Here is a 26962-nt window from a genome sequence, read left to right as displayed (position 1 = left end):
TCTGCCAGCAAAGCAAGGTATATTCTGAACCTAGCATCTTGAGATTACTTGGGTATAGTCTGTTTATTCGGCCAGTACGCCGAGACAAACATTTTGATGTTCGATATTTATGGAGGCTCTATCCATCATATTTATATATGATTGGCAGTCTGAGTTTTCTTGAAATTGTCGGCAACCGAGTTTGGCGTCATGGAGATTATCCCAGTATATAATGTCTGTCCAAATATCTTTATCGAAGCTTAAAGAGCGATAATTGAAGCCTCGAAGCCCAGCTACGAACTTTTGACTTTGTTGACTGGCCGCGATTAATTGATTGGGTGTAATATTTGGAGCAGCTTTAAAACGAACGATTTCGATGATATTTTCCATTGATAAACTACCTTATTTGTCGATTAGATAAATAATAGTAACCTTGGTGTACGTCATATTTTGTCAGTAGGGTTCTGTGCATCAACCTTAGCTTGAATCACGTCTATTACCCAGAGGTATAACTTGTGCAATACATAAAGATTAAAGAGCTTATAGCGGAACAAATAGACTCTGGAATGCTAACTCCTCAGCAAAAGCTCCCCTCAGAAAGACAGCTTGCTGAGTCATTTAATACAACAAGAGTTACGCTGCGAGAAGCACTGTCGTTACTTGAGAGTGAGGGGCGAGTATATAGAGAGGATAGGAGAGGTTGGTTTATCTCACCTCCACCACTCAGGTACGATCCTGCATGTTCAGCCAGTTTTTTTGAGCTGAGCTCGAGCCAAAATAGAAACGGCAGTATAGAGGTCATATCGGCTGAAAATAAATTGATCAACAAGACAGCTGTTGAGCTTTTGTCGCTTAAACCTTTTTCTGAAATTTATCAGATTGAGCGAATTAGATGTTTAGAGGGGCGCCCAGTCTCTTATGTTACCCACTATGTCCCTACCAAGCCTTTCTCTGACTTACTGAATGCTGATTTAACAAGTTCCCTAAAATCAATTTATCGCGAACGATATGGTGTCTTATGTCATGGTACGCACTTTAAACTATCGAGCGGTAGTTTGTTAGGTATGGTTGCAAGTGCACTCAGGGCAACTGAGGGTACTCCCGCTTTGGCTATTGAGAGAAGAAATGTCGATAGCAATGGGGAAATTATCGATGCGAGTATTGAGTTTTGGCGGCATGACGCGATTTCTGTTGAGTCTTTTTTCAGCAAGAGCTAGGGGCGTCAAAGGCCGCCCCAAGCGTTATAGAAAAGTTTGAGTTAAGTTCTGACTTCCTCTAAGTTATTATCGTCAGTATATTCATCCGCTGCTTTCAACATCTTACGAATAATAAAGGAAGAGACGAAAGCAATCGCAACCATGAGGATTGCAAGCGCGGTCAATAAGAAGAAATAATCGCCATAAACTTGCTGGACAATTTCTTGAGTAATCGTTTGACCTTTGTCTAGTGCAATTGAGGTTGAGAAAACAGCGCCCAAGATACCACTTAATGCCATCGCAACGTAGAAAAGTGACACACAAAAACCTTCGATCTCTTTCGGAGCAACAGATAGTATAAAAGCGACTACAAGACTGCCAACGATGACCTCGGCAAAGGCTTGGAAGAAATGAACGACAAGAAAGAGTTCTGGGCGAATAATGACGTCTTCACCAATGTTCATGACAGCGCCTGTTAATGTCCCAAATGCCAAAGCAGTAAGAATGAATGCAAAGCCGATTTTGGTCGCTGTTGAGAAATTGATGCCATGTCTCTCTAATTTTGAAAATATCAGAGATATTACTGGGCCAGCGACGATGCACCATAAAGGGTTCATAGCCATTGAAGCCTCGGGCTCGATTGGGATCAGATTAAACAAGTCTCCGCGCATGGTGTTGATCGTTACTATGGTCATCGATGTCATCACTTGGCCGTAGTAAATGAAGAAACACGTCGTAAGCGCAGTCATGATAAGAATGGTACCAATTTTCAGCCCATTTGGTTTATCGGCACGAAGCATTAAAACGAAGCAATAAAGTATGGCAAGTGACCCGATTGAATAGATGATATTTTTGCCCACTTCCATGTTTGAAAACATGAAAAATACGGAAGCTATCATGACTAATGAGAGTGATGAGAATAAGACCCAATTTTTGATACTGACTGAGTGTTGATCCAACTCAGTTCCTACTGATACTAGCTGTTTGTTAAAGGCAACGAGCATGATAAAAGCCATTACCGACATAGCGACTGATACAGTGAAACTGCCATGGAAACCGACAATCAGTACAAGGATTGGAAAGAGATATTGTCCCAGCAAAGCGCCTACATTGTTAATTGAGTAGTTGACTGGATATCCATTTTCAAAGTCTTCTTTTGATGCAAAGGTTCGTTTGTATAGGCTAGGGTAAGATGCAGACATCAATCCTCTAGCATAGCTTGCCAATGCTATGCCTACTAGACTCATTGGGACGTTTGTTGCAGATGCTCCCAAAACCAGCAATGTGTAGCCAGTTGCGAAAGCTCCATAGGCGAGTGTAAGGGAACGATAGGGACCAAGTAGTCTATCGGAGACGAAACCACCTGCTATCGAAAATAATGGCCCAATAGAAGAAAATGCTCCTACCACCATCATGGTATCTGCTTCACTGTAGCCCAGATCTTCCAAGAAAAAGCGGGTAAGAATAACCATTACGCCATAGAATGATAAGCCAAACATAGCCTGACAGAACATCATAGATTTATTGAGATTGTTCCACATATCGGTCTCTTTTAATGATGGATTACTAGAATTAAAATCTAGCAATCTTTGTTTTTATGGAGAGTTATAAAATCCGAAGATTAGCGCAAATTAGCTTTGTGATGAACTCTTTTTTTCGTATTCTCAGAAAGTTGGTTATCTATCCGTAAAATGTAAACTTTTTGTCTATAATCTCACACTTCTAGTAAGGCTATTGTTTTTAGTATCAGGTGAGTGTGTGTTAGCCTTTGCAGCAGTTAAGAAATATTGAATGAGGGAGCATGGATATGAAAATTTATAGCAATTTTGATAGCGGTAATATTAAAGTCAATAGTATTGAGTCTCGTGATAAGATCCAACTTGAGATACCAAAAGATAATCAATCTGATTTTTATCAATGGTTTCATTTCCGTCTAGAAACTGAGACAGAGTTGTCACACACGATAGAATTACAAAATCTCAAGAACTCTGCCTTTCCAGATGGTTGGGATGGCTATGATGTGGTAGCTTCTTACGACCGTGAAGAGTGGTTTAGGGTTCCAACAACATATGATGGTGACACTCTGAGCTTCACCATCATCCCTGAGAGAAGCTCAGTTTACTTTGCTTATTTCGCTCCTTACAGCCACGATCGACACCTCGATTTACTTCACATGGCACAAAGTGCTCATATTTGCCAATTAGAGACTCTTGGTAGCACTATCGATGGAAATGATATGAGCCTATTGACCTTTGGAGAGCCAGAAGAAGGAAAGAAAAATGTTTGGTTGATTGCACGTCAGCACCCAGGAGAATCGATGGCTGAGTGGTTTATGGAGGGCATTGTTCAAAGGTTTCTCGATGAAGATGATGTAACAGCTCGGTCAATACTAGAACAAGCCGTTGTCTATGTTGTTCCTAATATGAACCCAGATGGTTCTATTCGAGGGCACCTACGCTGCAATGCTATTGGGGTCAATTTAAACCGTGAGTGGCAAAACCCATCCATGGAAAAAAGCCCAGAAGTCTACCTTGTGCGTGAAAGAATGCTCCAAGAGGGCGTCGACCTATTTTTGGATATTCACGGCGATGAGGCGATACCTTATAACTTTGTTGCGGGTTCAGAGGGCATTCCATCTTATGACGATCGACTTGCTCATCTCGAGTCTATGTTCAAGAATGCTTTATCGACGGTAACTCCAGAGTTTCAGGATGAATTTGGCTACGATAAGGACAAACCAGGGCAAGCAAACTTGGCAGTAGGGTCAAACTGGGTCGGTGAGCAGTTTAAATGCTTATCTTATACAATAGAAATGCCTTTTAAAGATAACAATGACTTTCCCGACCCACTATATGGCTGGTCCCCAGAGCGCAGTATCAAATTTGGACACGATACGCTAAGTGCTGTTAACGCTGTGATCAAGTCTATATAACACTTGTACTTCAGTAATTTAAAAGCATGGAATTTATAGTGTTGTTACAGCACCGAGCTTTAGGAAAGTAACGATGGAGCAGGTGGCTTATTAGCAATTAGTGTTCTCTATGCTTTTGAGCTTTTACGATAGCGTCTGTGAGAGAGGGATCGATAAACATGCTAGGTCTAAGAGAAGTGGATGGGACCTTCATTCAAAAGAAACACAAATTGACTTGCCATTGTGGCTGTGTCGAAATTGAGCTCGACCTGCCCAAGGGGCTAGAAGATGTGAGGCGATGTGACTGCTCTCTTTGTCGCCGAAGAGGGGCCATTGTTGCATCGGCTCCCCTTAAGAATATTAAGATTCTTAAAGGTCATGAGATGTTATACCCAAGTGACTTCAAAATGCAGTATTCAGAGCGATGCCACAGTGTTGAGTTCAAGGAAAATGACGCAGCGAAATAGTCTGACTCTTACCAAGTTATTTGACGATGAAATCGGCGCTGTAGCACGCTCCCAAAGGGCGAGTTGTCTTGCTTTACATGCGTCGTTACCGATTTTCAATTTAGATGACTAGATTTTCAAATCGTTGCCTTGCCTGTAAAGCAAGTCATTCTCGCTGAATCTAGCATCTTGAGGTTACTTGGGTATCAAGCTATATCAATTTAATACCAAGGAAGCGAAACATTACTTTTGTTCTGAATGTGGTATTTATACTCATCATCAAAGACGATCTAACCCAAATCAATATGGATTTAATGTTGCCTGTTTAGAAGGCATTAACCCGTTGAAGCTTCAAGAAATACCGACTTATGACGGTGTTAATCATCCCTCAGATTGTCAAAAATAAAAGTAGCTAATGCTGGTATGTCAAAATAACAAAGGAGAGCTAAGCTCTCCTTTTAACTGCTAAATGATAGCATATATGATAACCACTTACTCGCATGGCGGTGACATATGGATAACTGCGAGGCCACCTAAAGAAGTTTCCCGATATTTCTTATTCATATCTTTCCCGGTTTGGTACATTGTCGCAATGACTTTATCGAGAGAAATAAGACACTTACTCGTACGCTTCAATGCCATCCTAGAGGCATTAATGGCTTTCACCGCGCCCATTGCATTTCGTTCAATACAAGGAACCTGAACAAGACCTCCAATGGGGTCACAAGTCATCCCCAAAGAGTGCTCCATTGCAATCTCCGCAGCAATACAAATCTGCTCGTTACTACCCCCCCTCAATGCTGTGATACCCGCTGCAGCCATTGAGGATGAGACGCCTATTTCACCTTGACAGCCAACTTCTGCGCCTGAAATGGAAGCATTTGTTTTGTATAAAATACCTATGGCCCCTGCAACGGCGAGAAAGTCTTTCAATTGCTTGTTATCAAGTTCTCGGATAAACCTATGGTAATACATCAAAACAGCGGGGATAACACCGGCGGCACCATTAGTTGGAGAGGTTACAACTTGTCCTCCGGCTGCATTCTCTTCACTGACAGCAAAAGCAAAAAGATTGATCCAATCCATAACCGCCATGGGATCATTTTCTATGATTTCATTAGATTCAAGTTTTTTTAGTAGGTTCGGAGCTCTCCGAGTAATGTTGAGCCCTCCTTCTAGAATTCCCTCTGTTTCAAGACCACGCTGCATACAGAGTGACATTACCTCCCAGATTTGATCGGCTTTTGCAGAGATTTCCTCATCGTTGAAGAAGTTTTGTTCATTTTGAAGAATCATTGCACCTAAGCTGAGCCCGTTATCTTCGGCCATGGAGAGCATTTCGTCGGCACTTTTAAATGGGAACGGAACAGAAACACTGTTGCTTCCCGTTCCCTCTTCAAGCTCTTTAGCTGTTGCAATAAAGCCGCCACCAATGGAGTAATAAACCTCTTTGCATATTTCCTTTTTGTTGGAGTCAAATGCAGTAATTGTCATGCCATTTTCATGAAGCGGTAGGTTGTCTTTGTGAAAGAGCAGGTCACTATCGTAGCTGAAATTGATAACTTTGTTACCTGCAAGGTTGAGGGAGTTTTCATCTATGGCAACTTTTAGTGCTGCTTTAGCCGTTGTCATTTTAATAGTATCTGGCCGGTTGCCCAGTAGACCTAAGATTACTGCTCTATCTGTATGGTGACCTCGTCCAGTAAGGGAAAGAGAGCCAAATAGGTCTACCTGTATTCTGTCAACGGTTTTCAGCAAAGGGGTGAGCAGGGTAGTAAAGTGGTGACCCGCGATCATAGGACCATTGGTATGGGAACTCGATGGACCCACACCTACTTTGAAAATATCAAATATCGACAGCATAAGCTTGACTTCCTGTTAATTTGGCCTGTTTTCAGGCTCTTTTATCATTAATTATGGCACTTAAAATCTAATGTTGATTTTTCTGGTTTTATGCTTCTACTAACGCTATCGACTTGCAACATAATTGTACAGCTTTGATGAGTTTTATATTCAGGAACTGAGAACTAGGGTTACACCGTAATGTGGCACCAATACGGTAAATAGTCAGGTATCAAACTGTTAATACGGTTTGCCTAATGTGCTGCGAGTATTCAGAAATTGGATGTTTGAGTTTACAATGGCATCACTCTATTGCGACCCAGTGACTTAGCCTCGTAGAGTAATCCGTCTGCACGCTCTATAAGAGACTCAACGCTCTCCTTTTCTTGGAGTTCCGCCACTCCGAGAGAAATTGTTATATTCCCTACGTGTTTCCCCGAACGCCGATCTTTAACAGAGAGTTTCTCGGTTGCTCTTCGCATCGTCTCTGCAAATTGGCGGGCGATCCTTAAAGGTTTGTTAGGGACTATTAGTGCAAATTCTTCTCCGCCGAAGCGATACGCACTGATTCCATCTCTACATCCGCGCTGCAATGTTCGAGCAAGTCCCTTGAGTACGGCATCACCCAGTAAGTGACCATAGTTGTCGTTAAAAGCTTTAAAGTGGTCCACATCAGCGAGAATTAAACACAGTTTTTGCTCTGATTGATAAAGAGCGTTTATGTCTTGATCAAAAGATCGACGATTATAGAGACTGGTGAGACCATCAAATAACGCATCCTGTTGGACTTCGGCAAGTTGTGCCTTTAGACGGTTTATTTCCTTCGTTGCTGTCTCTAATTGATTGCCTAGAAATCGAGTAGAATGTTTTATTTCTTTTGATTCAGAGAGTAGCTGCCTTACGATAAGCAAGACTTCGTCCATTGACATGGCTTCGTTTTCGACTCGGCTTAGGTTACTGAAGCTCTTATCTATTAGCTTGGAGAAGTCAGAGGTATCAGAAAGCGTATCCGTTACGGAGCTCGCGATTTCGTTAACTAAAACTTCGACACTCTCTCGCAATTGGTTCATATCTGTTTCTGAACGGTGTGCGATGTAATTGTTATATAATTGCGCACTAGCTGCTGGAGGACATATTCCAGCATCTTGGATAATATTATCCAAGTCAATATTGAGTTGAGGTATGGCATTATCCACGTAGGCGTACCACAGAGCGTAGTTAGCTGGTGTTACGGATACGTGGTTCTTCATCATTAACGGAACGGCTTTTTGAAGATTTGCCGTTGCTCTTTTAAAATCATCAGTCATTTTGCGAGAATTAAAACGTCTTTATATTAAACAGCTCAATAAGAATAGACGATCTTTCACTGATTTGTATGATTTATATTTGCTCTATTATTTATAACTTGATGTTATATCACGTTTTTTCAAGCAAGTATTGCGTTGTCCTCTCTCAGATTGCCTTTTTCTAGAAGGTCAGCACCACGTAACATAGCTTGAATGAGATCGGCAGCGTTAAATTTTTCAAGTGCTTCGTGAGCTCCAACTTGCTGTGCTCTCTCAACACAGATCTCACTCGATAAAGATGTGTGTAAAATAACGTAGCTGTTACTTAATGAAGGCTCATTTTGAGTCTCAAAAGCAAGTTCATATCCGTCCAAACCTGGCATTTCAATATCACTGACCAGCAGTTCGACGGGTTTTCCTTTTTCAGCTTCGCTTTTCATGAGTTGCAATGCTTCTACACCGTTCTCACAGATTTGATAGGAAATATTGATTCCATCCAAGGCGTCAGAGAGTTGTTTTCTCGCGATAGATGAGTCATCTACTAATAGAATGCTCAAATCTTTAAGGCGTTCACGCTCAACATCAGTCAGCATCGGAATGTAGGTCGATTCATACTGTGGATATATTTTAGATAGCAATAGCTCGACATCCAACATCTGGATCATTTCATCTTGAATTCGAGTGATTCCGGTAATAAATGCATTACTTCCCGTTGTTTTTGGTGCGGGCTCAATCGATTTCCAATCACAGTCGACGATCTTTTCAATTGAACGAACCATAAATGCAACTACGGTTCTTAAACAGTCAGTCACGATAAGATAGCATGATTCATACTCTTCAGGTTGAATCGGACGGAAACCAATGGCTGCTGGCATATTAATGACAGGAATCGTCATACCGCGTGTTGTGATTGCGCCGATTACGTCGCGATGTGAATACGGTATTTTCGTTGTTGTCTGAAAGGGTATAATCTCACGAACTTTTAAAGTACCAATGGCAAACTGTTGCTTGCTGTTGGTCAAAGTGAACATTAGCATACCTTGGGATTGATTTGCTTTGCTGGTAATTTTGGCCATGGATACTCTCATTAATAAGGCTATACGACGCGCATAGTATACGAATTACACACAGGATCAATGGAGAAAATGCATTTTATTCGTAGCGATTTATGCACAAATAAGCTGCTTAGTTTCTAACCATATGATTTGATGCAGATCTCACTTTTTTAATGTATGATGAAAAAATTACAAATTTTGAGAATTTAACTATGGCAAATACGGCGGCAGCGTTGCATATCCTAGTGAAACATAAAGAACAAGCAGAAGATATCATTAAGCAACTTAAAAAAGGGGCTAAATTTCAAACTTTGGCTAAACGTCACTCAACCTGTCCTTCAGGAAAACGTGGTGGAGATTTAGGTGAATTTAAGCGCGGCCAGATGGTTGCGCAGTTTGATAAGGTATGTTTTTCTGGTGAAACCTTAGTCCCTCATTTAGTTAAAACAAAATTTGGATGGCATGTTGTCAAAGTACTGTATCGAACCTAGAGACTGAAACAGCCCATTAAGAGGGCTGCTATTTTTAGATTACAGAGCGGTAGTGAATGCCTTTAATTTTGTAACTAGGGTCTCTATATCGGAATGATCAATGTCTTTGTGGGTTACAAAGCGAAGAGGGTTACTTGGCGAGATAATAATATTGTCAGCTTTTAATTGGTTGGCAAGGTGTTCAAGGTCAATAGATGGAGATACCTTAGCAAATACAATATTTGTTTGAACGTACTTTGTATTCACATCAAATCCATCAATATCGTTTAAAGCGTAGGCTAAAGACTTGGCGTTTTGGTGGTCTTGCTTAAGTTGTTCTATTTGTTCTGTCAATGCTATCTTTCCTGCGGCTGCAAGAATGCCAGCTTGCCTCATACCTCCTCCGACTATCTTCCTGAGGCGTCTTGCTTTGGCAATAAACTCGTGATTGCCGAGAAGAAGCGAGCCTATCGGTGCAGATAGACCTTTAGATAGACAAATGGTCATTGAGTCAAAGTGCTGCGCTATTTCTTTTATATCGACTTCTAAAGCAACTGCAGCGTTATAAACGCGAGCACCGTCTAAATGTAGAGCAAGGCCATTTTTGTCAACAAATTGACGAGCTTGAGCCAGATAGCTTAGAGGCAGAACTTTGCCATTTATGGTGTTTTCAAGGCTGAGCAGCTTTGTACGGGCGAAATGAGAGTCGTCGGGTTTGACGGCAGCTTGTAGTTTGGCCAGATCAAGGGTGCCGTCTGGATTATTCTCAATAGGTTGGGGTTGAATAGAGCCCAAAACTGCAGCACCGCCTGCTTCATATTTGTAATTATGTGCTTGTTGCCCACATAAGTATTCATCTCCTCGTTCACAATGTGCCATTAATGCCAGCAGGTTGGCTTGGGTCCCAGACGTTGTAAAGAGAGCGGCCTCAAAGCCGTGCCTTTTAGCAGACCATTGCTCTAAATCATTGACTGTTGGGTCATCACCATAGACATCATCACCTACAATAGCTTCGGCCATTACCTGTCTCATTAAATCTGTTGGTTTAGTGACTGTGTCGGATCGAAAGTCCATATGATTTCTCCTATATAAATCCTGATAGCTTTGCTTTGCTTAGGCATGCGATTGTTTTTGCGTCACTGACTTCACCACTTACAATTTTCTGCTCGAGCATCTCTAAAGGCATTAATACCACCTCGATGACTTCATCGTCATCACAGGTTAGGTGTTGGGTCGATGTCAGATCTTTTGCGATGAATAAATGCTGTATTTCATCGCAAAAGCCTGCAAGGGGAGTTACTTGCCCCATAGGTATAATGGTTTCAGCGTTGTAGCCCGTTTCTTCCTCTAATTCTCTCATAGCACAGGACAAAACCGATTCATTAGGTTCTATTGTGCCAGCAGGGAGCTCTAAAAACCATTTTTTCAGTGAGGGACGAAATTGTTTAATGAGCACGATCTCTCCCTCTTCAGTAATAGGCAAAATTACAGCTGCCCCTGGGTGACAGATACTTGTGTGTACTACGTTTTTGCCGTTTGGCAGAGGGACAAACTCTTCAACCAATGAAATGTTTTTCCATGAGTGGATGGTTTTTATTTCCTTGTCCATTTTGTTACTTCTGGTCGCTGACGAGCAAATACAATACCTTGAGTGTTCATATATATAAAGAAACTTTTGGTCGTAAATTTCTCACTCAAGATCGTATTTCTCAAAAATGCAAACATTGATTTCAATAAGTTAGGTAAAAATGACCTAACGCATAAAGTTAAAATTGATTTCTAAATTACACTTGTAACAATCTACTAGCAAATGTATACATTTATGAAAATACACCATCCGGTTAACTCAAATGGAGCCTAATATGATGAGCTCACGTCTTGCTAATCATTCGAATAGAGCCCTGCTTTCTGAAAGAATTAATAAATTGGCTGAGGCTCTTTCCGAAGGGGTCTACGAGAGGGAAGGCACGATCAAGCTCTGTTTGCTAGCGGCATTGGCTGGGGAAAGTGTTTTTCTATTGGGGCCTCCAGGGATTGCAAAAAGCCTTATTGCAAAACGTTTGATTCAAGCTTTCAGTGCATCCTCGTACTTTGAATACTTGATGACTCGTTTTTCTACACCAGAGGAAGTCTTCGGACCATTGAGCATTCAAGAGCTTAAAGATAATGGCCGATATATGCGTTTAACGGAAGGGTACCTTCCCTCGTCTCAAGTGGTATTTTTAGATGAAATATGGAAAGCTGGTCCTGCGATACTGAATACTCTTTTGACTGTTGTAAATGAGAAAACGTTTAAAAATGGCAGTGATATCCTTCCTGTACCGATGAGGCTACTAATTACTGCATCAAATGAGTTACCAGACGAAGATAGTGGTCTAGAAGCACTCTATGACAGAATGTTAGTGAGGGTTTTTGTTAATCGTATTCAAAATAAACAGAACTTTAAATCGATGTTAACTGTTGGGACTCCTCAGGAGGCGACCATTCCAAAAGATCTCGCTATCACTGATGAGGAATACCATCTCTGGCAGCTTGAATTGGAAAAAATTCCACTCACAGAGGAAATATTTGAAAAACTGTACGACTTCAAAAAGATGCTCGAGACAGCATCGACCGAGAAATCAGCCGATAATCCACTGTATGTTTCTGATCGAAGGTGGAAAAAATCAGTCAAATTACTCAAAGCGAGTGCATATTTTTGTGGAAGAGACAGGATAAATCCACTCGATTTACTCTTGCTAAAAGATTGTTTGTGGAATGATCCTGAGAGCCTCGAGATGGTCAAAGAGGTTACGCAGCGATTTGCACTAGAGCATGCATTTGGCCAAAAGAGTATCGAGCAGAAGATACAACTTAGCCGGGAAGATCTGGACGATGTTCAACGAGAGATCGAATTAAAATACGCATTGATATTGCCCCAAGAGTCTCAATCTGGATTGTTAAAAAAAGCTGTTAGAAACTATAAATTGGCTAATGTTAAAAAGTATCAAGTGGGTTCAGAGACGGGATTAATAAAGTTAGTATTACTTCAAAGTAACATGTCAGTTTCTGAAGGTGAAAAAGGTGATAGCCGATGGGTTTACGTTTCAAAGGCATCACTAGAGAAAGTCATCAAAGAGGGAGAAGGGGAACTCTACGGTTACGTAAATAAGAATACCAATATGTGCCGTCTTCGCTTTGGTCTTGATCCTGAAAATAACCTTGTTATAAAAGATATTGCAAACAGAGCAGTGTTGGTTGCGACGGTGACGAAAGATGATTTTTGCCAAACGAGCTACGCTAGTTGGATAGCAAAACTAGATATTGCAATGGCTCGTTTAGAAGATGCCAAACATCATTTATTAAAAGTACGCTCTGACTTTCATGGTGCATTACCTCATAACTTTATTGATCAAGAACTACCAATAGCAATGGAATCTTGCTTGCAATCTTTGGAAAAACAGCTTGAATCAGCAGTAGTGGATTGTGAGCGTCGGTCTTTGCGCTTTAAACAGCTACAACACTTTTTCGCATAGGTGGTTTATGTTAGGAGCTGATGGTGTAAATCTTATTTTAGCAATTGCTGATTCAGGAATTATCGACACGGCAGTTAATGACCTGATTGCGCGTTCACAAGTAATGGCAGTAGCTGAGCGCCGAGGAGTTAGAGCATCAGTCAAAAATCACCTTCTGAAATGGCGTGGAAATGTTAAAAAGCGGATGACCAATGTTTGTGAGACAGAGAGGTTTCAGCAGGAACTCGCTCTATATCAGGAGGTTATCTATTGGAATGAAGAACAATTCTTTGATGAAATTCATTCAGTAATCAAGAAACTTGAATGGCATTCTGCATTTTATCTCGAGGCTCGTCGGTTATTCGATCAAAATAAAAACTTGGATAATCCGATGTTTCCTCACTACTTCTGTGATCAATGGTATAAGAGTTTGTCTGATGCAATACGGCAGGCTCAATTAACAGAATTGGAAACACACAAAGAAAAGCTGCTTCAAGATCTTTATCAAAGAATGGAAACGATGAAGAATATGGACGCAGTGGCTGAAACTGGTGATGAAAACTCAGCCGGAAGATTGTGGGATATGGCCGCAGCAAGGTTGAGTAAAACAGATATCTCTGTGATGCGAAAACACGCAGACTTTTTGAAGAGGAACAAAGGGCTGCAGGAGATAGCAGAACAACTAGGCAGAATGGCGGGGGAAGTCTATGACCCCTCGCTAAGTTCTACCCCCATTGAAGAGCCGGAAGCTGTGGAGGAACGGTCGGATCAGGCAACTGATGATATAATTGGTATACATCAAAGTGATGATTTAAATAAGTTATTACCGAATGAAACCTTGTTTCTTGCTTACCCAGAGTTGGAAGTTATTTTTTACAAGCATCTAGTTGATAAACGATTGTTGAGTTATCGATTGCAGGGTAAAGCTCGAACATTACGCAAAGTGAAAACTAAGCAACCAAATAGTTTGAGAGCTGATATTGAAAAGGGGCCATTTGTTGTTTGTGTCGATGCATCCGGCTCAATGAATGGCTTCCCTGAGCAGTGTGCTAAGGCAATGGCTTATGCTTTAATGCAGATCGCTTTAGCGGAAAAGCGAGATTGTTTCGTCATCTTATTCTCAACCGAACATATCACTTACGAATTAACGAAAAAAGATGGGTTGAGAGAAGCTAGTGATTTTTTGTCTTACTCTTTTCACGGTGGGACCGATCTTCAGCCTGTTCTTCTTAAATCAGTTGATTTAATGACCAGCGGTAGGTATCAGAATGCAGACTTGGTCATGATTTCAGACTTTATTGCCCCAGAACAAAACGAAGAGACGGTAAAAAAAGTGGACCAGCTTAAGAGGCATAAAAACCGCTTTCATGCTATAAACCTTTCTAAGTATGGTAACCCGAGCCTTTTGGGATTATTTGATCACCAATGGTCATATCATCCCAGCATAGTGGGGCGTATTATCAAACGATCTTAAATAAGGTGCTGTATCGGTTATGATAGTCTTGGATCTCAATTGGGGTAAAGTCGGTTTTCTGTTCAAGAATTGCGAGAAAGCCAAAGAGATTGAGAGTGTTACTCAGTGGCTTATCGATGCGCACTTAGGGTCATACTACCGCAGGGATATCCGTTGCTGCATCTTTGTGCCGATATATTCTTGATAACCCCAACAAGGCTACGATTGTCATGAACAGCATTAACGCACCCAATGGAGTTTGATTGGGGGTCGGTATCACCGATGCAATGAGTGTTGCCATTCCAGCTCCTAAATTTTGTAAGCCACCCAAAACAGCACCACCAGTTCCAGCATGGTTAGGAAACGGAGAAAGTGCGCCTGTAGTGGCCGCTGGGAATAAAATACCTGCACCGAGGAAGTAGATGGTAGCACCACCTACTAATGTGACAGCGCTGGTTGAATTTATTACCCCTGGTATAAGGATAACAGCAGATCCCGAGGCAAGAAATAGGATGCCGAGGTACATCGCTTTCCGTTCATTCCATTTTCTGGTGAGATAGCTCGAAAGCCCTGCGCCTACAAGGTAACCAGGAATAGGTAGAACAAATAATAGACTAACAGTAGTTGCAGGTAATTGTAGAACCCCGCCCAGTAAAACACCCGCCGCGGCCTCAAAGATGGCTAGGCCCGCAAATGTTGCAACTAAGCATATAACATAACCTTGAAAGCACTGATTGGATAATACATGTCGGTAGCTGTGTATTACTTTTTCTTGGCGTCGCTTTTCTTTTGGTAGTGTCTCTGAAAGTTTGGTCATCATGACAATAGTGACTGCAATACTAAACAGTGCTAAAAACAAATAGCTTGCCCGCCAATTAAAGTGTTCAGTAAGAAAGCCTCCAAGAACAGGAGCGATAAGTGGGGAGAATATTAAGCACATGCTTATTAGCCCGTTCACTTTGTGCAGCTCTGCGCCGTCAAAAAGATCTCTTGTCAATGTACGAGCCATAGCTCCGCCACACCCGATACCGAGTCCCTGAACAAAGCTACCAAATAAAAAAAGTTCATAACTGTTTGCAAAAAGGGCAACAAGACTCCCTACGACGTAGACAAGCAGACCAAATAAAATGATCGGTTTGCGCCCGTATCGATCAGATAGAGGCCCATAAATAAATTGGGAAAAACCGTAGGGGATAAGAAAGCATGCCATTACCGCTTGCAGTGAAGCAGGTGAGACAGCAAAATCTTTTACCATGTAGCCAATAGAAGGTACGTACATGGTTTGAGTCATTTGACCAACGGCAGCAAGTAATGCGATTAAGGCCGTTAACTTAATAATTTGAGGTGAGACAGACATTTTCACAACACCATATGCAACCAAGAGTATAATGATTTTGCCAAAAATATCCTAATGGTAATCTAATCCTTCAGGTATTTGACACAGCAGATATTAAGGCGCATATGTCAATGTATCAATAAATAAGTGTGATATTGAGCAAGATTTAATCTAAAGTTTTGCATTAGAAAAACTAATCTTTTTTTGTTGTGTTTGTAGAGGGAGATATCATTCATTGGCTAATTGCGATAGGCATTTTCTACACAGGCACTCCCCATTCTTTAGGTGCTCCGGTATTGCCTTTTTATCAATACTAAAACACCAGCAATGTGCTTCTCCTCGTTTGATATCGCAAAAAGAAGCCTGGTTGCAAGAAGGGCAGGTATGGGTAGTATGTTCACCCGTTAACATCGCCATTACCTCATCTCTTTGATTGTTGTCCATGCTTGACCACCTTACGATTTCATCTACTGTGCGATAGCAACCGGAGCAAAGACCGTCGGTATTTTTACATGCTGCAATACAAGGAGTCTTCAAATTAATCACTTATTGGGTTTATGTACAAGAACGTCCCACATACCTTACAACAGGATATATGGGACAAGACTGAGTTTATGAAATTAAGCGAAATTATTCTGGTTTGGTAATACTACCTAGCTCGAGAACGGGTGCTACATCAATGTCTTCAGCATTCATCATTGATGATATACGCTGAACAGAGGAGAGTAACAGTGACTGCTCCCAGTCTTCAAGACGCTGAAATTTAGTAATAAAGCTCTGTTGTAGTGGTGTCGGTGCATCCGCTAATATTGCTTGACCTTTCTCGGTCAGGTAGGCATGTACTTTGCGCTTGTCTTTACTGCTACGAACTCGCTGAACTAGCTCATTGCGCTCAAGGCGATCGAGTATTGTTGTCGCGGTTGCTTGGCTCATATTGGTGTGGTCGGAAAGTTGACGTATTGTCACTTCTCCCAATTCACGTATTGAACGCATCAGTATCAGTTGAGGTCCGGTTAAACCAGATTCCTTGCTTAATTTCTTTGAGTGAAGATCGATAGCTCGGATAATTTGGCGTATCGATATCAGAACCTCTTCATGCTTTTCCAATGCAGTTCCTCAGTTATCATAGTGACAAGCGAAAATACATTAAATATAACGGGAAAAAAAGTCTTTAGATTCACAAATTTTCATTAATTAATATGCATTAGCTTGTTTATATGGTTACTCATATATTTAGTGTACAAACATTATTTCTGACTAAGCATTTTGTTTATCCTCTTGAGTTTGTTCGTTCATGTCGCATTTTTAGTCAAAATAATACTTAAAACAGCTTATTACTGGAACGATACTGTAATAAGAGTACAATGAGAATCTTCGTGTCGCCATAATAAGACATAAAATTGAATCGAACTCTAATTATTTGTTTTATACAAGACTGGCACAAATTGAGAAATTAGACGTTAGAGAGGAACGATGACTAAAGGTATTGATAAGTATAGTATTGACAGTACCGACTATACGATTGGTCAAGATAACGTGCAGAAGTGGGGCTTTGATGTTCACAACCCCGTTTTTGGCTGGAGTGCGGGTCTGATCGCCGCATTTTTGGTTTTTACACTCATTATGGATGGTGAATCAGCAAAAGCCGCTTTGGATGGCATTAAGTGGAAAATTATAGGTAGCTTTGACTGGTTGTTTATTTGGTCAGGAAATATTTTTGTCATCTTTTGTCTCGGGCTGATCATTTCTCCACTGGGTAAGATTCGCCTTGGTGGGGAGTCTGCTAAAGCCGAATACTCGTATATATCTTGGCTGTCTATGCTGTTTGCTGCCGGTATGGGTATAGGGCTTATGTTTTGGAGCGTTGCGGAACCAGTTGCTTATCTCACTGGCTGGTATAAAACACCTTTAGGTGTAGAGCCCAACACCCCTGAAGCTGCAAGGCTAGCCTTGGGTGCGACGATGTACCACTGGGGCCTTCATCCTTGGGCGATTTATGGTGTGGTTGCGCTGTCTCTAGCATTTTTTGCTTATAACAAAGGCTTACCTTTATCTATTCGATCTATCTTCTATCCTATCTTGGGTGACAGAGCATGGGGATGGGCAGGTCATATCGTAGATATCCTTGCGGTTTTGGCAACCTTGTTTGGTTTGGCGACGTCTTTGGGACTAGGAGCCCAGCAAGCGGCGAGTGGTATTCATCATGTCTTTGGACTTGACTCCGGTCTTGGGCTTCAGGTAGCAGTTATTACAGTCGTTACCCTATTAGCTGCGCTTTCTGTGCTTAGAGGCATTGATGGTGGTGTTAAAGTCATAAGTAATATCAATATGGTAATGGCATTTTTGCTGTTGATTTTAGTGGCTCTTTTGGGTTATGCCATCGTTTTCGGCAATATTGGTACTACCTTAATGGCCTACGTCGAAAATATAATCCCTCTCAGCAATCCTCATGGAAGAGAAGATGAAGCATGGTTCCAAGGCTGGACCGTCTTCTACTGGGCATGGTGGATTTCGTGGTCACCATTTGTTGGTATGTTCATTGCCAGAGTGTCAAAAGGCCGCACTGTTAGAGAATTTATCACGGCCGTACTTTTAGTACCAACAGCCGTTACGCTTTTATGGATGTCAACCTTTGGTGGAATGGCTATTGATCAGGTTTTAAATAAAGTCGGGGAGTTAGGTAACTCAGGATTGACCGATATTTCATTAGCCATGTTTCAAATGTTTGATGTTCTGCCGTTTGGTTCTATTCTATCCGTTATTGCCGTCATATTAGTGTTGGTATTTTTTATCACATCTTCGGACTCTGGTTCTTTGGTCATAGACAGTATCACTGCGGGCGGTAAAGTTGATGCTCCGGTAATGCAGAGAGTATTCTGGGCACTGATGGAAGGGGCAATTGCCATTGCACTGTTATGGGTTGGTGGATCGGAAGCGGTTCAGGCACTTCAAGCTGGCGCTATTTCTACCGCATTACCTTTCACATTTGTATTACTGTTAATGTGCGTGAGCTTATTGATGGGTATGAGGACTGAAAAACGTTAAAAAAGGGGCGCTGTGCGCCCTTTTTGCTCATATATCTAACGACAATGTTGTTTCACCATTATTTGTCGCTTTTCCAGATATCAATACTTTAGGTTGGTCGAAGTCATCATAAGACAGCTTTGCCCTAATCTCTGAACAACATCCCATTGCTCTGCCTTGTTCAAATATATAGTGTTCAGAGGACATAGAAGGTATATTTTCCGCCAGATAACAAGTTAAAGCACCACAAGCACTACCAGTTGCTGATTCTTCCTCAATACCAAAAAGTGGCGCAAAATTTCGGCAGCTTGCGGTTTTTTCATTGTTATCTATAACCAATTCAAACACATGCAAGCCAACAATATTGTTTTTTTCGCAAAAAGCCGCCATTTTTTTGGAGTTGGGAACGACTTTATCTAGGTAGCCAACGGATACAGGAACAATAAGATCTGCTAGTCCTGTGGAGATAACTTCACACGGCAACTGGGTGGATTCGATGACACCATTGTCCAAACCGAGTAAGCCAGCAATATCTGAGGGGCTAAAACGCCCTAGTTTTTCCGGACGCTGTTGTTGCATGGTGATGAGGCCGGACTCAGCGACCTTGATAGGGACGATACCTGCTTTGGTATACTGTGTGTATTTTCCTGATTGAATCACCCCTTGCTCTAACAGTGTATGAAATACAGCTAAGGTTGCGTGACCGCAAAAGTCCACCTCATTTGTTGGAGTGAAAAATGTTACATCGAAGCTCTCTTCACTACATTGTTGAACAAAGGCGGTTTCAGAATACCCAACTGTTTTGGCAATATATTGCTTTTGTACGTTTGATAATTGTTCGCTATTAAGGACCACGCCAGCTGGATTTCCACCTTTACCATCAAGTGTAAAGGAGTTTATTAAGAATACGTTTACGCTATTCATTGAGGAATATTCCAATGTTCTTCCTTTATTTGCTTAGACCCATAACTGATTTATGGCCATATTTCTCTTATAATGATGTGCAATTTGGGCTTGTAATAGTTCTGCAGTGGCGACGGCATCTGTGAGGGCATGGTGCGGGGGGTATAAAGGCAGTCCATATCTTGAACGACTTGCCCCGAGACGAACCGATTCCGGTTGACGTCTTTTTAGCCGGTTGATAAGGCCCGATGTCATTTTTTGTTGAGCAATCGTTTCTAACTGCATTGTATCAATAACGGGGAACTCAATGCCCTCATTGATACGTGTTTTCAGCGCTTTGTCGAAAAACTCTCGTTCAATTCTTTGATAATGAACCACCATCACTTTACCTGCCATTTGCTCGAGAACTTCTCGATAAACTCCCGATAAATCTGGTGCATCTAATATATCAGAATGTGTTATTCCATGGATGACAACCGACTCTTCTGGGAGTTGCTTTCTGGGCTTTACTGTCCAATGTTTGGCTTTATTTATCATTATTCTATCTATAGTAAAAGGGACGGTACCTATTGTTATAATGTCGTCATCGTTTGAGTCAAGCCCAGTTGTTTCAAAATCCATTGCGAGAAAAACAACTTGATCTATTGGTGTAACAATCGAGGGTAAACCAGATTTATAGTACTGTAAAAGTGCGCTGTCCTGAGTTGCTTCAAGCTTTTCCTTGAACTTTGTGGGCCAGTCTATGGAATGAGGCTTGATGATCTTATCTAACATAACTACCTCACTTGAAGCTTTTACTGGCTTGATAACGGAATTTCAAAAAGTTTTGAGCATTACTTAAAATTTGGAATGCATCCTTAAGGTTTCTACGTTCAAAATCCGAGAGATTCTCTGGCTCAATATTGTTGTCTGGTTCGATTTGATTCTCCACGTCATAAGCTTGGTGTCTTATCCTTACCATAGAAATAAACTCAAGAGCATCACTTAAGTCTCGAGCTTTACCTTTTGGTAAGACCCCAGCTTCACTCACATCATCAAGGCGCTCAAAAGAATTTTTAGATCTAGAGCCGACAGCCAAGGCATGAACCCTAATCAGATCTGCAAGTGGTGCTGTTCCTCGCCTTTTTAAGTTAATAGAGTTTTTGTGTTGTCCGTCTTTTTCCATAACAAAGTCTTTAAAGAAACCAAGTGGGGGCGTACGACTCATGGCATTTCTTGCCAAACAGGCTAGAAAACGGTTGTTCTTTCTTGCTCTGCGAACGATAAAGCCATTAAGTTGCTCGGCCCACTTTAATCGCCCATAAACACCATCGAGATCAAAAAAGATTGAGGCATTGAGCAGTGCTTTCGGGTTTGGATCATCTATCCAATCTGCAAAACATTCTTCCCATTCTATTCTTGTCATCCGCCAATCTGAATTGGTTGCCATAATTTCGCCTGTACAATGCGAGTAGCCACAGAGATGCAATCCATCACACACGCGTTTTGAAAGCTCAATAAAATAAGCGTCGTGCTCTTCTCGGATAAATGTATTGTCTAATATAATCGCGTTGTCTTGGTCCGTAACCAACAGTTGTTCATCACGCCCCATGGAACCGAGAGCCAGGAAGCAATAGGGTACAGGCGGTTCACCGAGTTCTTCCTCAACAAGTTCAATAATACGCTGGGTAAAGCTACGACCTATAACTGACATAGCACTTCCAACCATATGAGAGTTTGCATCCTCATTGACTAGGCGGACAAAGCTATCTTTCACCTGTTCGGATAAGGTGGCTAGCTCAGCGATAGATTGTTGTTGGAAAATGCTACTTACAAGTAATAATGAGTTTTGGGATTCGTAGCGAACAATATCTGTCGCCTCAATGATACCAATCGGTTTTTTGTCTTTGAGCACAGGGAGGTGATGAGCATTGTATCGAAGCATGGTTAGCATGGCTTCATAAACGTAGGCATTGTGGTCAAGTGAAATAACCTCTGAGGTCATTACAGTAGATACCTCATCTTGAGGATCTAAGCCCTGAGCAAGCACTCTGGTACATAAATCTCTGTCGGTTATTATTCCGACGAGAGGATTGTTATCATCTTCCTCATCTTCAGCTATTTCGGGGTCAATGATTAACAAAGAGGAGACATTTTCTTCAGCCATTTTTATCGCGGCGGTTTGTATTGATTCGGTTTTATCTATGGTTGGGGCTTCATTTGTAAGCAGAGTGCGTACTTTTGATGTGGTGAGATCATTTTGTTCGCTGGAGTTTGAGATTGTCTGCCTAAGCCTGGCTGTGTCCTCTACTTCGACGAAGTCAGCGAACGTTTCGTACTTATCATAGAGCTCTTGGAAAATTTTCTCTGGAATACAGTAGAGTAATGTGTCTCTTATCGCCTTAACCGGAAAGCGAACTTTATTGTTGGTAAGGAGCCCCATCTGGCCGAATAGTGCACCACTATCAAGGCGATTATAGAGTTCTCCTTTACGTCGATAAACTTCAACTGCACCACTACGAACAACAAAAAGATCATGGATCTCATCGCCAAAGTGTATGATAGGCGTATCCTCTCGAAAATACGAAATTTCAATATGCTGGGTAACATAATGAAGGACATCATCTTCGAGTTCGTCAAAAGGTGGGTGTTGTGAGAGGAAATTTTTAATTTCCAGTAGCTCCGCTTCCATCAGACTGTCCATTTTGTCTTATTAATTTTCCTATGTTACATCAACTTCGATTTCTGTGCATGGAGCGTAAACAATTCAAAGCACGACTCTGAAGTAATAGAGGCCAATATTTGGGGGGTGATTGAGGACTTTGGCCGAGGGTCTATGCGAGTAAGAATAGAATGATGGGAAAGCCGGATTTGAATAACACCGCCCAGTAAGCTGAGCTCACCGGGCGGCTAATATTTTGGGACAGACCTGGTGTGCACCCTAATACCATTCGTCTTCAGGGAATATCTTTCCTTCCGGGGCATAGGGGTCATCATCGAAAGGATGCTCGGCTTTGTCTCTTAGCGTTTCCAACTGATACTCGAGCAATTTTACTGTCTCATAGTCGCCTTCAGAACAAGCTACGTAAATTTGTTGTTCCAATGACCTTATGTTGTCACTTATACCCATTTTTACCTCCCATGCACACATTGAGCTACATGCAGATGGCCGGAATGTTTGCCACCATTTTGTAGGTGTAGATGCTTTTACTGGGTTTATCAAGTTATCGATCAGCCCATTTTTTTGTCGGGTAACCTAACTGAATGAAAGCACTTTAAATAATTATCCAAAACGAATAAATAATTGAAATTAAATGCTTTATTATGTTTGCTTCAATGTTCTTGAGCAAATACATAAGTTTAAAATTAAACAGAAATTCAAGAAATTTAAGGAAAGTCACTCCCAGACACTGAAGATTTTAAGGAGGGTCTGGGAGTGCTTGGTTTGCTAATTATTAGCGATTTTCAAAGCGATTGTAATCCAATAAACCGAACTCGATAGGAAACGAGTTTTTATACCATTGATGCACTTGATCACTAAATGACCAGAAGCGTTCGGAGCTTCTTCTTACCCCAAACTTATCCAACAAATCGATGTAGTCTGTTTCGCTGCGAATATTGTGCAACATATTAGTAAACTGTTCGATGTCTCGCTCCTTGATGTCTAAAAAAGCGGCTGGGTAGCTACCAATAACACCGCGAACTAATGTTAAAGTATCGTGGTCAGGGTCACGGTTGCTTGCCTCATCAAATAAGCTCGAAATATTAATATGAGCATTGTTATGCAAAAGAGTGAACAACTGACTCTTCCCAGAATCCGATGTGACCATTAGTATGATAATTTGAGGTAGATAGCGCAGTCCTTTTCCTTGGATGTCATCAATGGTTTTGAGCCGTTCTTCGTTTTTCGCACTCAATCCTGTTTGTTTTATCTGATAGCGGTCGGTAAGTATCGGGGATAGTTGGCCACGCAGCATCGCGTATAGTTCCGTTTTAGGATCGTCAGTATGATATTGTATCTGAGTTGGTTGATTGAACGGCTTTACATTTCTCTGTAGGAAATCACTCAATTGGATACTTTGGTTTTGGTACCAACTCGATTGTTCTTTATGGCGGATATCTTTTGGTAGCATAGAGATAAAATTACTTTCTCCCTCCAGTCTCAAAAAGTCCATGAACATTCGTGTCATAAGCTGGTGGCCAAAGTTACCGTATACATCGAAGCCTGCTACGAGCAGATAGTGGATCCGCTCGATCAGTGCATAATCCAGTATCCAAGCAGTTTTTGGAGGCTTGCCGACTAATCCTTGTACAACGGATGCGCTATCAAAATGGCGAAAAACGGTGAGGGCTGCATTCGGGTTATTTCCATCTCCTTTCCAAAGTATATCAGTAGTGAGGTGTTTACCATTTTTGAACCACTGATTAATAAACGCAGATTTTGCCTCTAGATAACGGGCCTGTTGACGAGAATAGCTTAGCCAACTTGTTATTGGTAATGTGTTACTTTCCAATTCTGCTGGTAGTTTGAGGTTGTCTGCTTGTGAGCGATAAAACTCGTTCACTTCAGGTAAATCTGATTTATCTGGGTCAAGAAAGAATACCCAGAAACGATCGTTGATCACGTTCAGAGCGAGCTGTCCTCTACAAACAGGTCCTTTAATGTATGCGTTGATTGTATTTTGCGCGTTGTCGAGCATAAACCTAAAACGTGCATTTACTGGTAGGTCAGTAAACGCCGTCATTGGATTTGCCGCAACATCAGCCGAATAGCTTGGTAGTTTATTGACGGAATATTCGGAGTCAATGAACCATTTTTTCCAGTTCGTTAGTCTCTGTTCACTTAAGGAAAACGGCATATGAGTTTTATCAACAATCGTTGCTCTTACCGGGATTAATCGATAAAACACTCGTGTTACGTTCGGTTCGTCATAAGGTCGGCGAGTCGCGATACGTTTGACACTTTGTCCTGGGGGTGTTTCAGATCTTATTAAGGTAAAAAATTTGGGCGTGCCGCTCTTCAACCCTGGGAAGTACAAATGAGATAAAAATAAATGCTCATAGATGTAGCGAGCGGTTAACTGAGATTTCAGCGAGTCATTATTGAGAAAGATTTCATATTGTTGAATATGCTTCGATTCCAGCTCGGAAATAGGTTCTTGCTCCGGCATTTTTGCGCCATGCTGGAGCCAGTTAATTAGCGTTGTATATTCGTAAGTATTTAGGTTGGGCATTCCATAAGGCATTCCCCATGTTGGATACTCTTCAAGATAGTGGTCGTATTCTTCAATTGTTGGGCAAACCTGTTCTCGGTCGATGGAAAAATCGAAACCTTCCAATTGGGTTTGTTTTGGTTGAGGATACATTTCCTTCTGAATCAGCATTCTGGCGATTAGACCCGCTTCTATGTTAGCCGGTGGCGTTTGACTTCTTTCATTAAGTACAGGTGAAAAACCAAAAGCTCGCCATTCCTGAGTGGTTTGAGCATCTTCAAACAAGCGGTGGGGTTTCGCGGAGACTAAACGCGTGCCTTGATAAATGAGCTCTTTACTTGAACCACGATCAATGCCTTCAACAGATGAAAGTTTAAGCTGGCATGGTGCATCATAGCAAGCGTGACAAACGACACATCGATTGTCTATGATAGGCTTAACTTCTTTATCGAAGAACTCAGCTTGGGTGGCATTAGTATAAGTCCGTCGTTCTTGGACATGCGGCTTACCAAATAACGAGTCGTAATTGAGTCCAGAGTATGTAGCGCAGCCTGCAAAAATCAAGGTGGCTGCGATAATGATTATTTTACGTATTTTCATTGTTCTGTTGACATTCGTTTATCTATCAGGCGATAAAATCCAGTGTTGACTATATCAGTAAAGGCAGTTAACAAATTAACGTCTCTTAGCTACTAATTCTATTGTTAAAATCAACATTAGCAACTGCGAATGGCACGCCAATCCGTAAAAATTGTGAGAACCACCGCCATTGATTGTCCTGTATCTTATCTCCGGGACCTTTTACTTCCACCCACTCGTATTTCGAATCCTTGAAAAGGATAAGATCAGGCATGCCGTTTCGGTATAATTTTAAATCTGAAAAAAGGACTTGAAAAAGTTCTACCATCGTATCGAGTGGGATAGCTTGAATTGAACGCTCTAGTAAGTGAATATCAAACCTAGACCATTGTACAAAAGGATTACTGATGTTGGCCTTGTCATGATAAATCTTAATTAAATCTTGCGCACTCCCTTCAGTCAGCTTTTTGAAACAAGCCTCAATCGTGACGTGGCGTTTGGTTCTAAAATCTGAATGGTACAGATCAAGAGGGCGATATTGGTACTGATTGATGAACGCACCACTGATAGGAGCGAAAATAGCTTGCCAAAAAGTGAGGCCAAATAAACCATTCAATAATGCATTTTCAGCGTAATACACTTCATAGCCTAAAGCCTCAAAATACTCCTTAACACAATATTCCACTCTTTTATGGGTCTTAGTAAGAGTCAGTTGATATTCTTTAATCTTTGGTTTGACCACACGAGGCACTTTTTCCCCTGATATTCTCTTTAACTTATTCAATAGCTTTGTTGCAGTCTCTTGTTCAGCAACGTTGAGTGGTTCTGATAGCATATCCGTGACAATGTCACTCATTTTTTCATGTTGATTTAGCTTATCAAAAATTCGTGCTCGTCGTTCGCGAGAAGGAGGTAATTGATTATGCGAAAACCATTTTAAGCTTGCCGTATACTCGCCAAGGCGTTCTAAATCTCGGGCAAGGAGATTGATGAAATGCTGTTTTTTACGTTCAACATGTGGGTGAGAGATATCTTTAGGCAAGTTTTCTAAAAGTGCTAGAAGTGAATCTGCATCTTTTGCCTTATCTTGATAATACTGACTTTGTAGTGTTGAGACGGTGAGTAATTGATCAAGTTGTTCTCTGTGGTTGAAGAAAGGCTCGATTGCTTCCAATGAATAATTTTCAAATTGTTGTAATCCTAAATCATTTAAAACGAACTGACTCAGATCCTGCTGAGTATTACCGAAGAACAGGGCGAGTAAAACGTTAATTATCTCAGCGTGACTTAAATGGATGATCGAAAAAGTAAGTGAGTCGTGATGTTTAAAAAGGTCAGCAGGCAAAAGTTCTATCAGTTGATCTTTTTTAAGGTTTGCCTTTAACTGCGGAAAAAGTGACACGATCTCAGGTTTGGTGAGTAAATGAATACAGAGTTCCTTCACTTCAATATGCGGGTTTATGGTTACAAATTCAGCCGCTTCTAACTCCATCAGGGCTAATGATATTGATTTGATCTCATCATATATCAACTTGTCGGAACGAAACCAACAGCCTTTACGAGATAACAATCTAACAAGAAGACATTGCTCATTTTTTTTAAGACAGATAAATTTATTTATCCACTTTCGCTCTTCCGATTTTAAAAGCGGTTCATACCATTCGACAGAGTGACGAATGAGTTTCAAAAAATTATCTAAGTAATAATCAGTGGGCAGTTCGATTTCTTTAGACATAAGTAAGGTATAAAAAAAGCCTAACCATAAGGTTAAGCTTTTTTTTCACTAAATCAATCTA

Annotated in this window: 23 protein-coding genes and 1 pseudogene; 8 read left to right on the top strand and 16 right to left on the bottom strand. The window is 41.2% G+C overall.

The window, feature by feature from the left end:
• Nucleotides 1-63: 63 nt before the first annotated feature.
• Complete coding sequence (locus RH40_RS14520; protein WP_009602351.1) at nt 64-369, bottom strand: hypothetical protein; 306 nt, start codon at nt 367-369, stop codon at nt 64-66.
• Nucleotides 370-494: 125 nt separating this feature from the next.
• Between RH40_RS14520 and RH40_RS14515 the strand changes: the two genes are divergently transcribed.
• Nucleotides 495-1196 (top strand): UTRA domain-containing protein, encoded by a 702-nt coding sequence (locus RH40_RS14515; protein ID WP_009602350.1) that lies wholly within the window; start codon nt 495-497, stop codon nt 1194-1196.
• A 41-nt stretch (nt 1197-1237) separates the two neighbouring features.
• Here RH40_RS14515 and RH40_RS14510 read toward each other — a convergent pair whose 3' ends face one another.
• Nucleotides 1238-2716, bottom strand: a complete 1479-nt coding sequence (locus tag RH40_RS14510) for a peptide MFS transporter (protein WP_009602349.1) — start codon at nt 2714-2716, stop codon at nt 1238-1240.
• Between the two features lie 266 nt (nt 2717-2982).
• Between RH40_RS14510 and RH40_RS14505 the strand changes: the two genes are divergently transcribed.
• The 3 genes and pseudogenes from RH40_RS14505 to RH40_RS20410 all read left to right on the top strand — a co-directional run.
• On the top strand, nt 2983-4107 hold the full coding sequence (locus RH40_RS14505; RefSeq protein ID WP_009602348.1) for a M14 family metallopeptidase: 1125 nt from the start codon (nt 2983-2985) through the stop codon (nt 4105-4107).
• Nucleotides 4108-4265: 158 nt separating this feature from the next.
• On the top strand, nt 4266-4553 hold the full coding sequence (locus RH40_RS14500) for a GFA family protein (RefSeq protein ID WP_009602347.1): 288 nt from the start codon (nt 4266-4268) through the stop codon (nt 4551-4553).
• 184 nt (nt 4554-4737) lie between these two features.
• A pseudogene (locus tag RH40_RS20410) lies at nt 4738-4938 on the top strand (GFA family protein); the annotation flags it as partial.
• 86 nt (nt 4939-5024) lie between these two features.
• Here RH40_RS20410 and RH40_RS14495 read toward each other — a convergent pair.
• The 3 genes from RH40_RS14495 to RH40_RS14485 form a co-directional block, all read right to left on the bottom strand.
• Entirely contained in the window at nt 5025-6395 is a 1371-nt protein-coding gene (locus RH40_RS14495) for an L-serine ammonia-lyase (RefSeq protein WP_009602346.1), read from the bottom strand.
• Between the two features lie 272 nt (nt 6396-6667).
• Entirely contained in the window at nt 6668-7681 is a 1014-nt protein-coding gene (locus RH40_RS14490) for a GGDEF domain-containing protein (RefSeq protein ID WP_009602345.1), read from the bottom strand.
• A 119-nt stretch (nt 7682-7800) separates the two neighbouring features.
• Complete coding sequence (locus RH40_RS14485; RefSeq protein ID WP_009602344.1) at nt 7801-8736, bottom strand: chemotaxis protein; 936 nt, start codon at nt 8734-8736, stop codon at nt 7801-7803.
• Nucleotides 8737-8927: 191 nt separating this feature from the next.
• Here RH40_RS14485 and ppiC point away from each other — a divergent pair, with 191 nt between their 5' ends.
• Entirely contained in the window at nt 8928-9206 is a 279-nt protein-coding gene (gene ppiC, locus RH40_RS14480) for a peptidylprolyl isomerase PpiC (RefSeq protein ID WP_009602343.1), read from the top strand.
• A gap of 39 nt (nt 9207-9245) precedes the next feature.
• Here the strand turns inward: ppiC and ltaE are convergent, their stop codons facing one another.
• Both ltaE and RH40_RS14470 read right to left on the bottom strand, forming a co-directional pair.
• The gene (gene ltaE / locus RH40_RS14475; protein ID WP_009602342.1) at nt 9246-10259 is read right to left on the bottom strand and encodes a low-specificity L-threonine aldolase; all 1014 of its coding nucleotides are present in this window, start codon (nt 10257-10259) and stop codon (nt 9246-9248) included.
• 10 nt (nt 10260-10269) lie between these two features.
• Nucleotides 10270-10794, bottom strand: coding sequence for an NUDIX hydrolase (locus RH40_RS14470; RefSeq protein ID WP_009602341.1), 525 nt, complete (start codon nt 10792-10794; stop codon nt 10270-10272).
• Between the two features lie 253 nt (nt 10795-11047).
• On the opposite strand from RH40_RS14470, the gene RH40_RS14465 reads away from it, so the two are divergent.
• Together RH40_RS14465 and viaA are read left to right on the top strand one after the other, a co-directional pair.
• Nucleotides 11048-12700, top strand: a complete 1653-nt coding sequence (locus RH40_RS14465; RefSeq protein ID WP_009602340.1) for an ATPase RavA domain-containing protein — start codon at nt 11048-11050, stop codon at nt 12698-12700.
• 7 nt (nt 12701-12707) lie between these two features.
• A complete protein-coding gene (gene viaA, locus RH40_RS14460; protein ID WP_009602339.1) occupies nt 12708-14153 on the top strand; it encodes an ATPase RavA stimulator ViaA in 1446 nt (481 codons plus the stop codon).
• A 130-nt stretch (nt 14154-14283) separates the two neighbouring features.
• On the opposite strand, the gene emrD is transcribed toward viaA, so the two are convergent.
• From emrD to RH40_RS14445, 3 genes are all read right to left on the bottom strand, one after another.
• Nucleotides 14284-15489: a multidrug efflux MFS transporter EmrD gene (gene emrD / locus RH40_RS14455; protein WP_009602338.1), complete on the bottom strand. Its 1206-nt coding sequence runs from the start codon at nt 15487-15489 to the stop codon at nt 14284-14286.
• A 207-nt stretch (nt 15490-15696) separates the two neighbouring features.
• Nucleotides 15697-16014: a cysteine-rich CWC family protein gene (locus RH40_RS14450; RefSeq protein WP_412104805.1), complete on the bottom strand. Its 318-nt coding sequence runs from the start codon at nt 16012-16014 to the stop codon at nt 15697-15699.
• An 84-nt stretch (nt 16015-16098) separates the two neighbouring features.
• A complete protein-coding gene (locus RH40_RS14445; RefSeq protein ID WP_009602336.1) occupies nt 16099-16575 on the bottom strand; it encodes a MarR family winged helix-turn-helix transcriptional regulator in 477 nt (158 codons plus the stop codon).
• A gap of 366 nt (nt 16576-16941) precedes the next feature.
• Between RH40_RS14445 and RH40_RS14440 the strand changes: the two genes are divergently transcribed.
• Nucleotides 16942-18513, top strand: a complete 1572-nt coding sequence (locus RH40_RS14440) for a BCCT family transporter (protein WP_009602335.1) — start codon at nt 16942-16944, stop codon at nt 18511-18513.
• A 27-nt stretch (nt 18514-18540) separates the two neighbouring features.
• Here RH40_RS14440 and RH40_RS14435 read toward each other — a convergent pair whose 3' ends face one another.
• The 6 genes from RH40_RS14435 to RH40_RS14410 form a co-directional block, all read right to left on the bottom strand.
• Nucleotides 18541-19416, bottom strand: coding sequence for a PhzF family phenazine biosynthesis protein (locus RH40_RS14435; RefSeq protein WP_009602334.1), 876 nt, complete (start codon nt 19414-19416; stop codon nt 18541-18543).
• Between the two features lie 33 nt (nt 19417-19449).
• Entirely contained in the window at nt 19450-20169 is a 720-nt protein-coding gene (locus RH40_RS14430; protein ID WP_009602331.1) for a 3'-5' exonuclease, read from the bottom strand.
• Nucleotides 20170-20176: 7 nt separating this feature from the next.
• Nucleotides 20177-22066: a putative nucleotidyltransferase substrate binding domain-containing protein gene (locus RH40_RS14425; RefSeq protein ID WP_009602330.1), complete on the bottom strand. Its 1890-nt coding sequence runs from the start codon at nt 22064-22066 to the stop codon at nt 20177-20179.
• A gap of 249 nt (nt 22067-22315) precedes the next feature.
• Nucleotides 22316-22504, bottom strand: coding sequence for a hypothetical protein (locus RH40_RS14420; RefSeq protein WP_009602329.1), 189 nt, complete (start codon nt 22502-22504; stop codon nt 22316-22318).
• 325 nt (nt 22505-22829) lie between these two features.
• On the bottom strand, nt 22830-25187 hold the full coding sequence (locus tag RH40_RS14415) for a fatty acid cis/trans isomerase (protein ID WP_009602328.1): 2358 nt from the start codon (nt 25185-25187) through the stop codon (nt 22830-22832).
• Nucleotides 25188-25272: 85 nt separating this feature from the next.
• Nucleotides 25273-26901: a VRR-NUC domain-containing protein gene (locus tag RH40_RS14410; RefSeq protein WP_009602327.1), complete on the bottom strand. Its 1629-nt coding sequence runs from the start codon at nt 26899-26901 to the stop codon at nt 25273-25275.
• Nucleotides 26902-26962: the final 61 nt, after the last annotated feature.

The sequence above is a fragment of the Vibrio caribbeanicus ATCC BAA-2122 genome (genome assembly GCF_000165125.1).
GTDB classification, from domain to species: Bacteria; Pseudomonadota; Gammaproteobacteria; order Enterobacterales; family Vibrionaceae; genus Vibrio; species Vibrio caribbeanicus.
The sequence above is the reverse complement of the archived record's forward strand: the minus strand, read 5'-3'. Positions and strand labels throughout refer to the sequence as shown.

Excerpts from the sequence above, each read along its gene's own strand:
- RH40_RS14520 (WP_009602351.1), bottom strand. The coding sequence starts at position 369 with ATGGAAAATATCATCGAAATCGTTCGTTTTAAAGCTGCTCCAAATATT.
- RH40_RS14510 (WP_009602349.1), bottom strand. The coding sequence starts at position 2,716 with ATGTGGAACAATCTCAATAAATCTATGATGTTCTGTCAGGCTATGTTT.
- RH40_RS14505 (WP_009602348.1), top strand. The coding sequence starts at position 2,983 with ATGAAAATTTATAGCAATTTTGATAGCGGTAATATTAAAGTCAATAGT.
- RH40_RS14500 (WP_009602347.1), top strand. The coding sequence starts at position 4,266 with ATGCTAGGTCTAAGAGAAGTGGATGGGACCTTCATTCAAAAGAAACAC.
- RH40_RS14495 (WP_009602346.1), bottom strand. The coding sequence starts at position 6,395 with ATGCTGTCGATATTTGATATTTTCAAAGTAGGTGTGGGTCCATCGAGT.
- RH40_RS14490 (WP_009602345.1), bottom strand. The coding sequence starts at position 7,681 with ATGACTGATGATTTTAAAAGAGCAACGGCAAATCTTCAAAAAGCCGTT.
- RH40_RS14485 (WP_009602344.1), bottom strand. The coding sequence starts at position 8,736 with ATGGCCAAAATTACCAGCAAAGCAAATCAATCCCAAGGTATGCTAATG.
- ppiC (WP_009602343.1), top strand. The coding sequence starts at position 8,928 with ATGGCAAATACGGCGGCAGCGTTGCATATCCTAGTGAAACATAAAGAA.
- ltaE (WP_009602342.1), bottom strand. The coding sequence starts at position 10,259 with ATGGACTTTCGATCCGACACAGTCACTAAACCAACAGATTTAATGAGA.
- RH40_RS14470 (WP_009602341.1), bottom strand. The coding sequence starts at position 10,794 with ATGGACAAGGAAATAAAAACCATCCACTCATGGAAAAACATTTCATTG.
- RH40_RS14465 (WP_009602340.1), top strand. The coding sequence starts at position 11,048 with ATGATGAGCTCACGTCTTGCTAATCATTCGAATAGAGCCCTGCTTTCT.
- viaA (WP_009602339.1), top strand. The coding sequence starts at position 12,708 with ATGTTAGGAGCTGATGGTGTAAATCTTATTTTAGCAATTGCTGATTCA.
- emrD (WP_009602338.1), bottom strand. The coding sequence starts at position 15,489 with ATGTCTGTCTCACCTCAAATTATTAAGTTAACGGCCTTAATCGCATTA.
- RH40_RS14440 (WP_009602335.1), top strand. The coding sequence starts at position 16,942 with ATGACTAAAGGTATTGATAAGTATAGTATTGACAGTACCGACTATACG.
- RH40_RS14435 (WP_009602334.1), bottom strand. The coding sequence starts at position 19,416 with ATGAATAGCGTAAACGTATTCTTAATAAACTCCTTTACACTTGATGGT.
- RH40_RS14430 (WP_009602331.1), bottom strand. The coding sequence starts at position 20,169 with ATGTTAGATAAGATCATCAAGCCTCATTCCATAGACTGGCCCACAAAG.
- RH40_RS14425 (WP_009602330.1), bottom strand. The coding sequence starts at position 22,066 with ATGGAAGCGGAGCTACTGGAAATTAAAAATTTCCTCTCACAACACCCA.
- RH40_RS14420 (WP_009602329.1), bottom strand. The coding sequence starts at position 22,504 with ATGGGTATAAGTGACAACATAAGGTCATTGGAACAACAAATTTACGTA.
- RH40_RS14415 (WP_009602328.1), bottom strand. The coding sequence starts at position 25,187 with ATGAAAATACGTAAAATAATCATTATCGCAGCCACCTTGATTTTTGCA.
- RH40_RS14410 (WP_009602327.1), bottom strand. The coding sequence starts at position 26,901 with ATGTCTAAAGAAATCGAACTGCCCACTGATTATTACTTAGATAATTTT.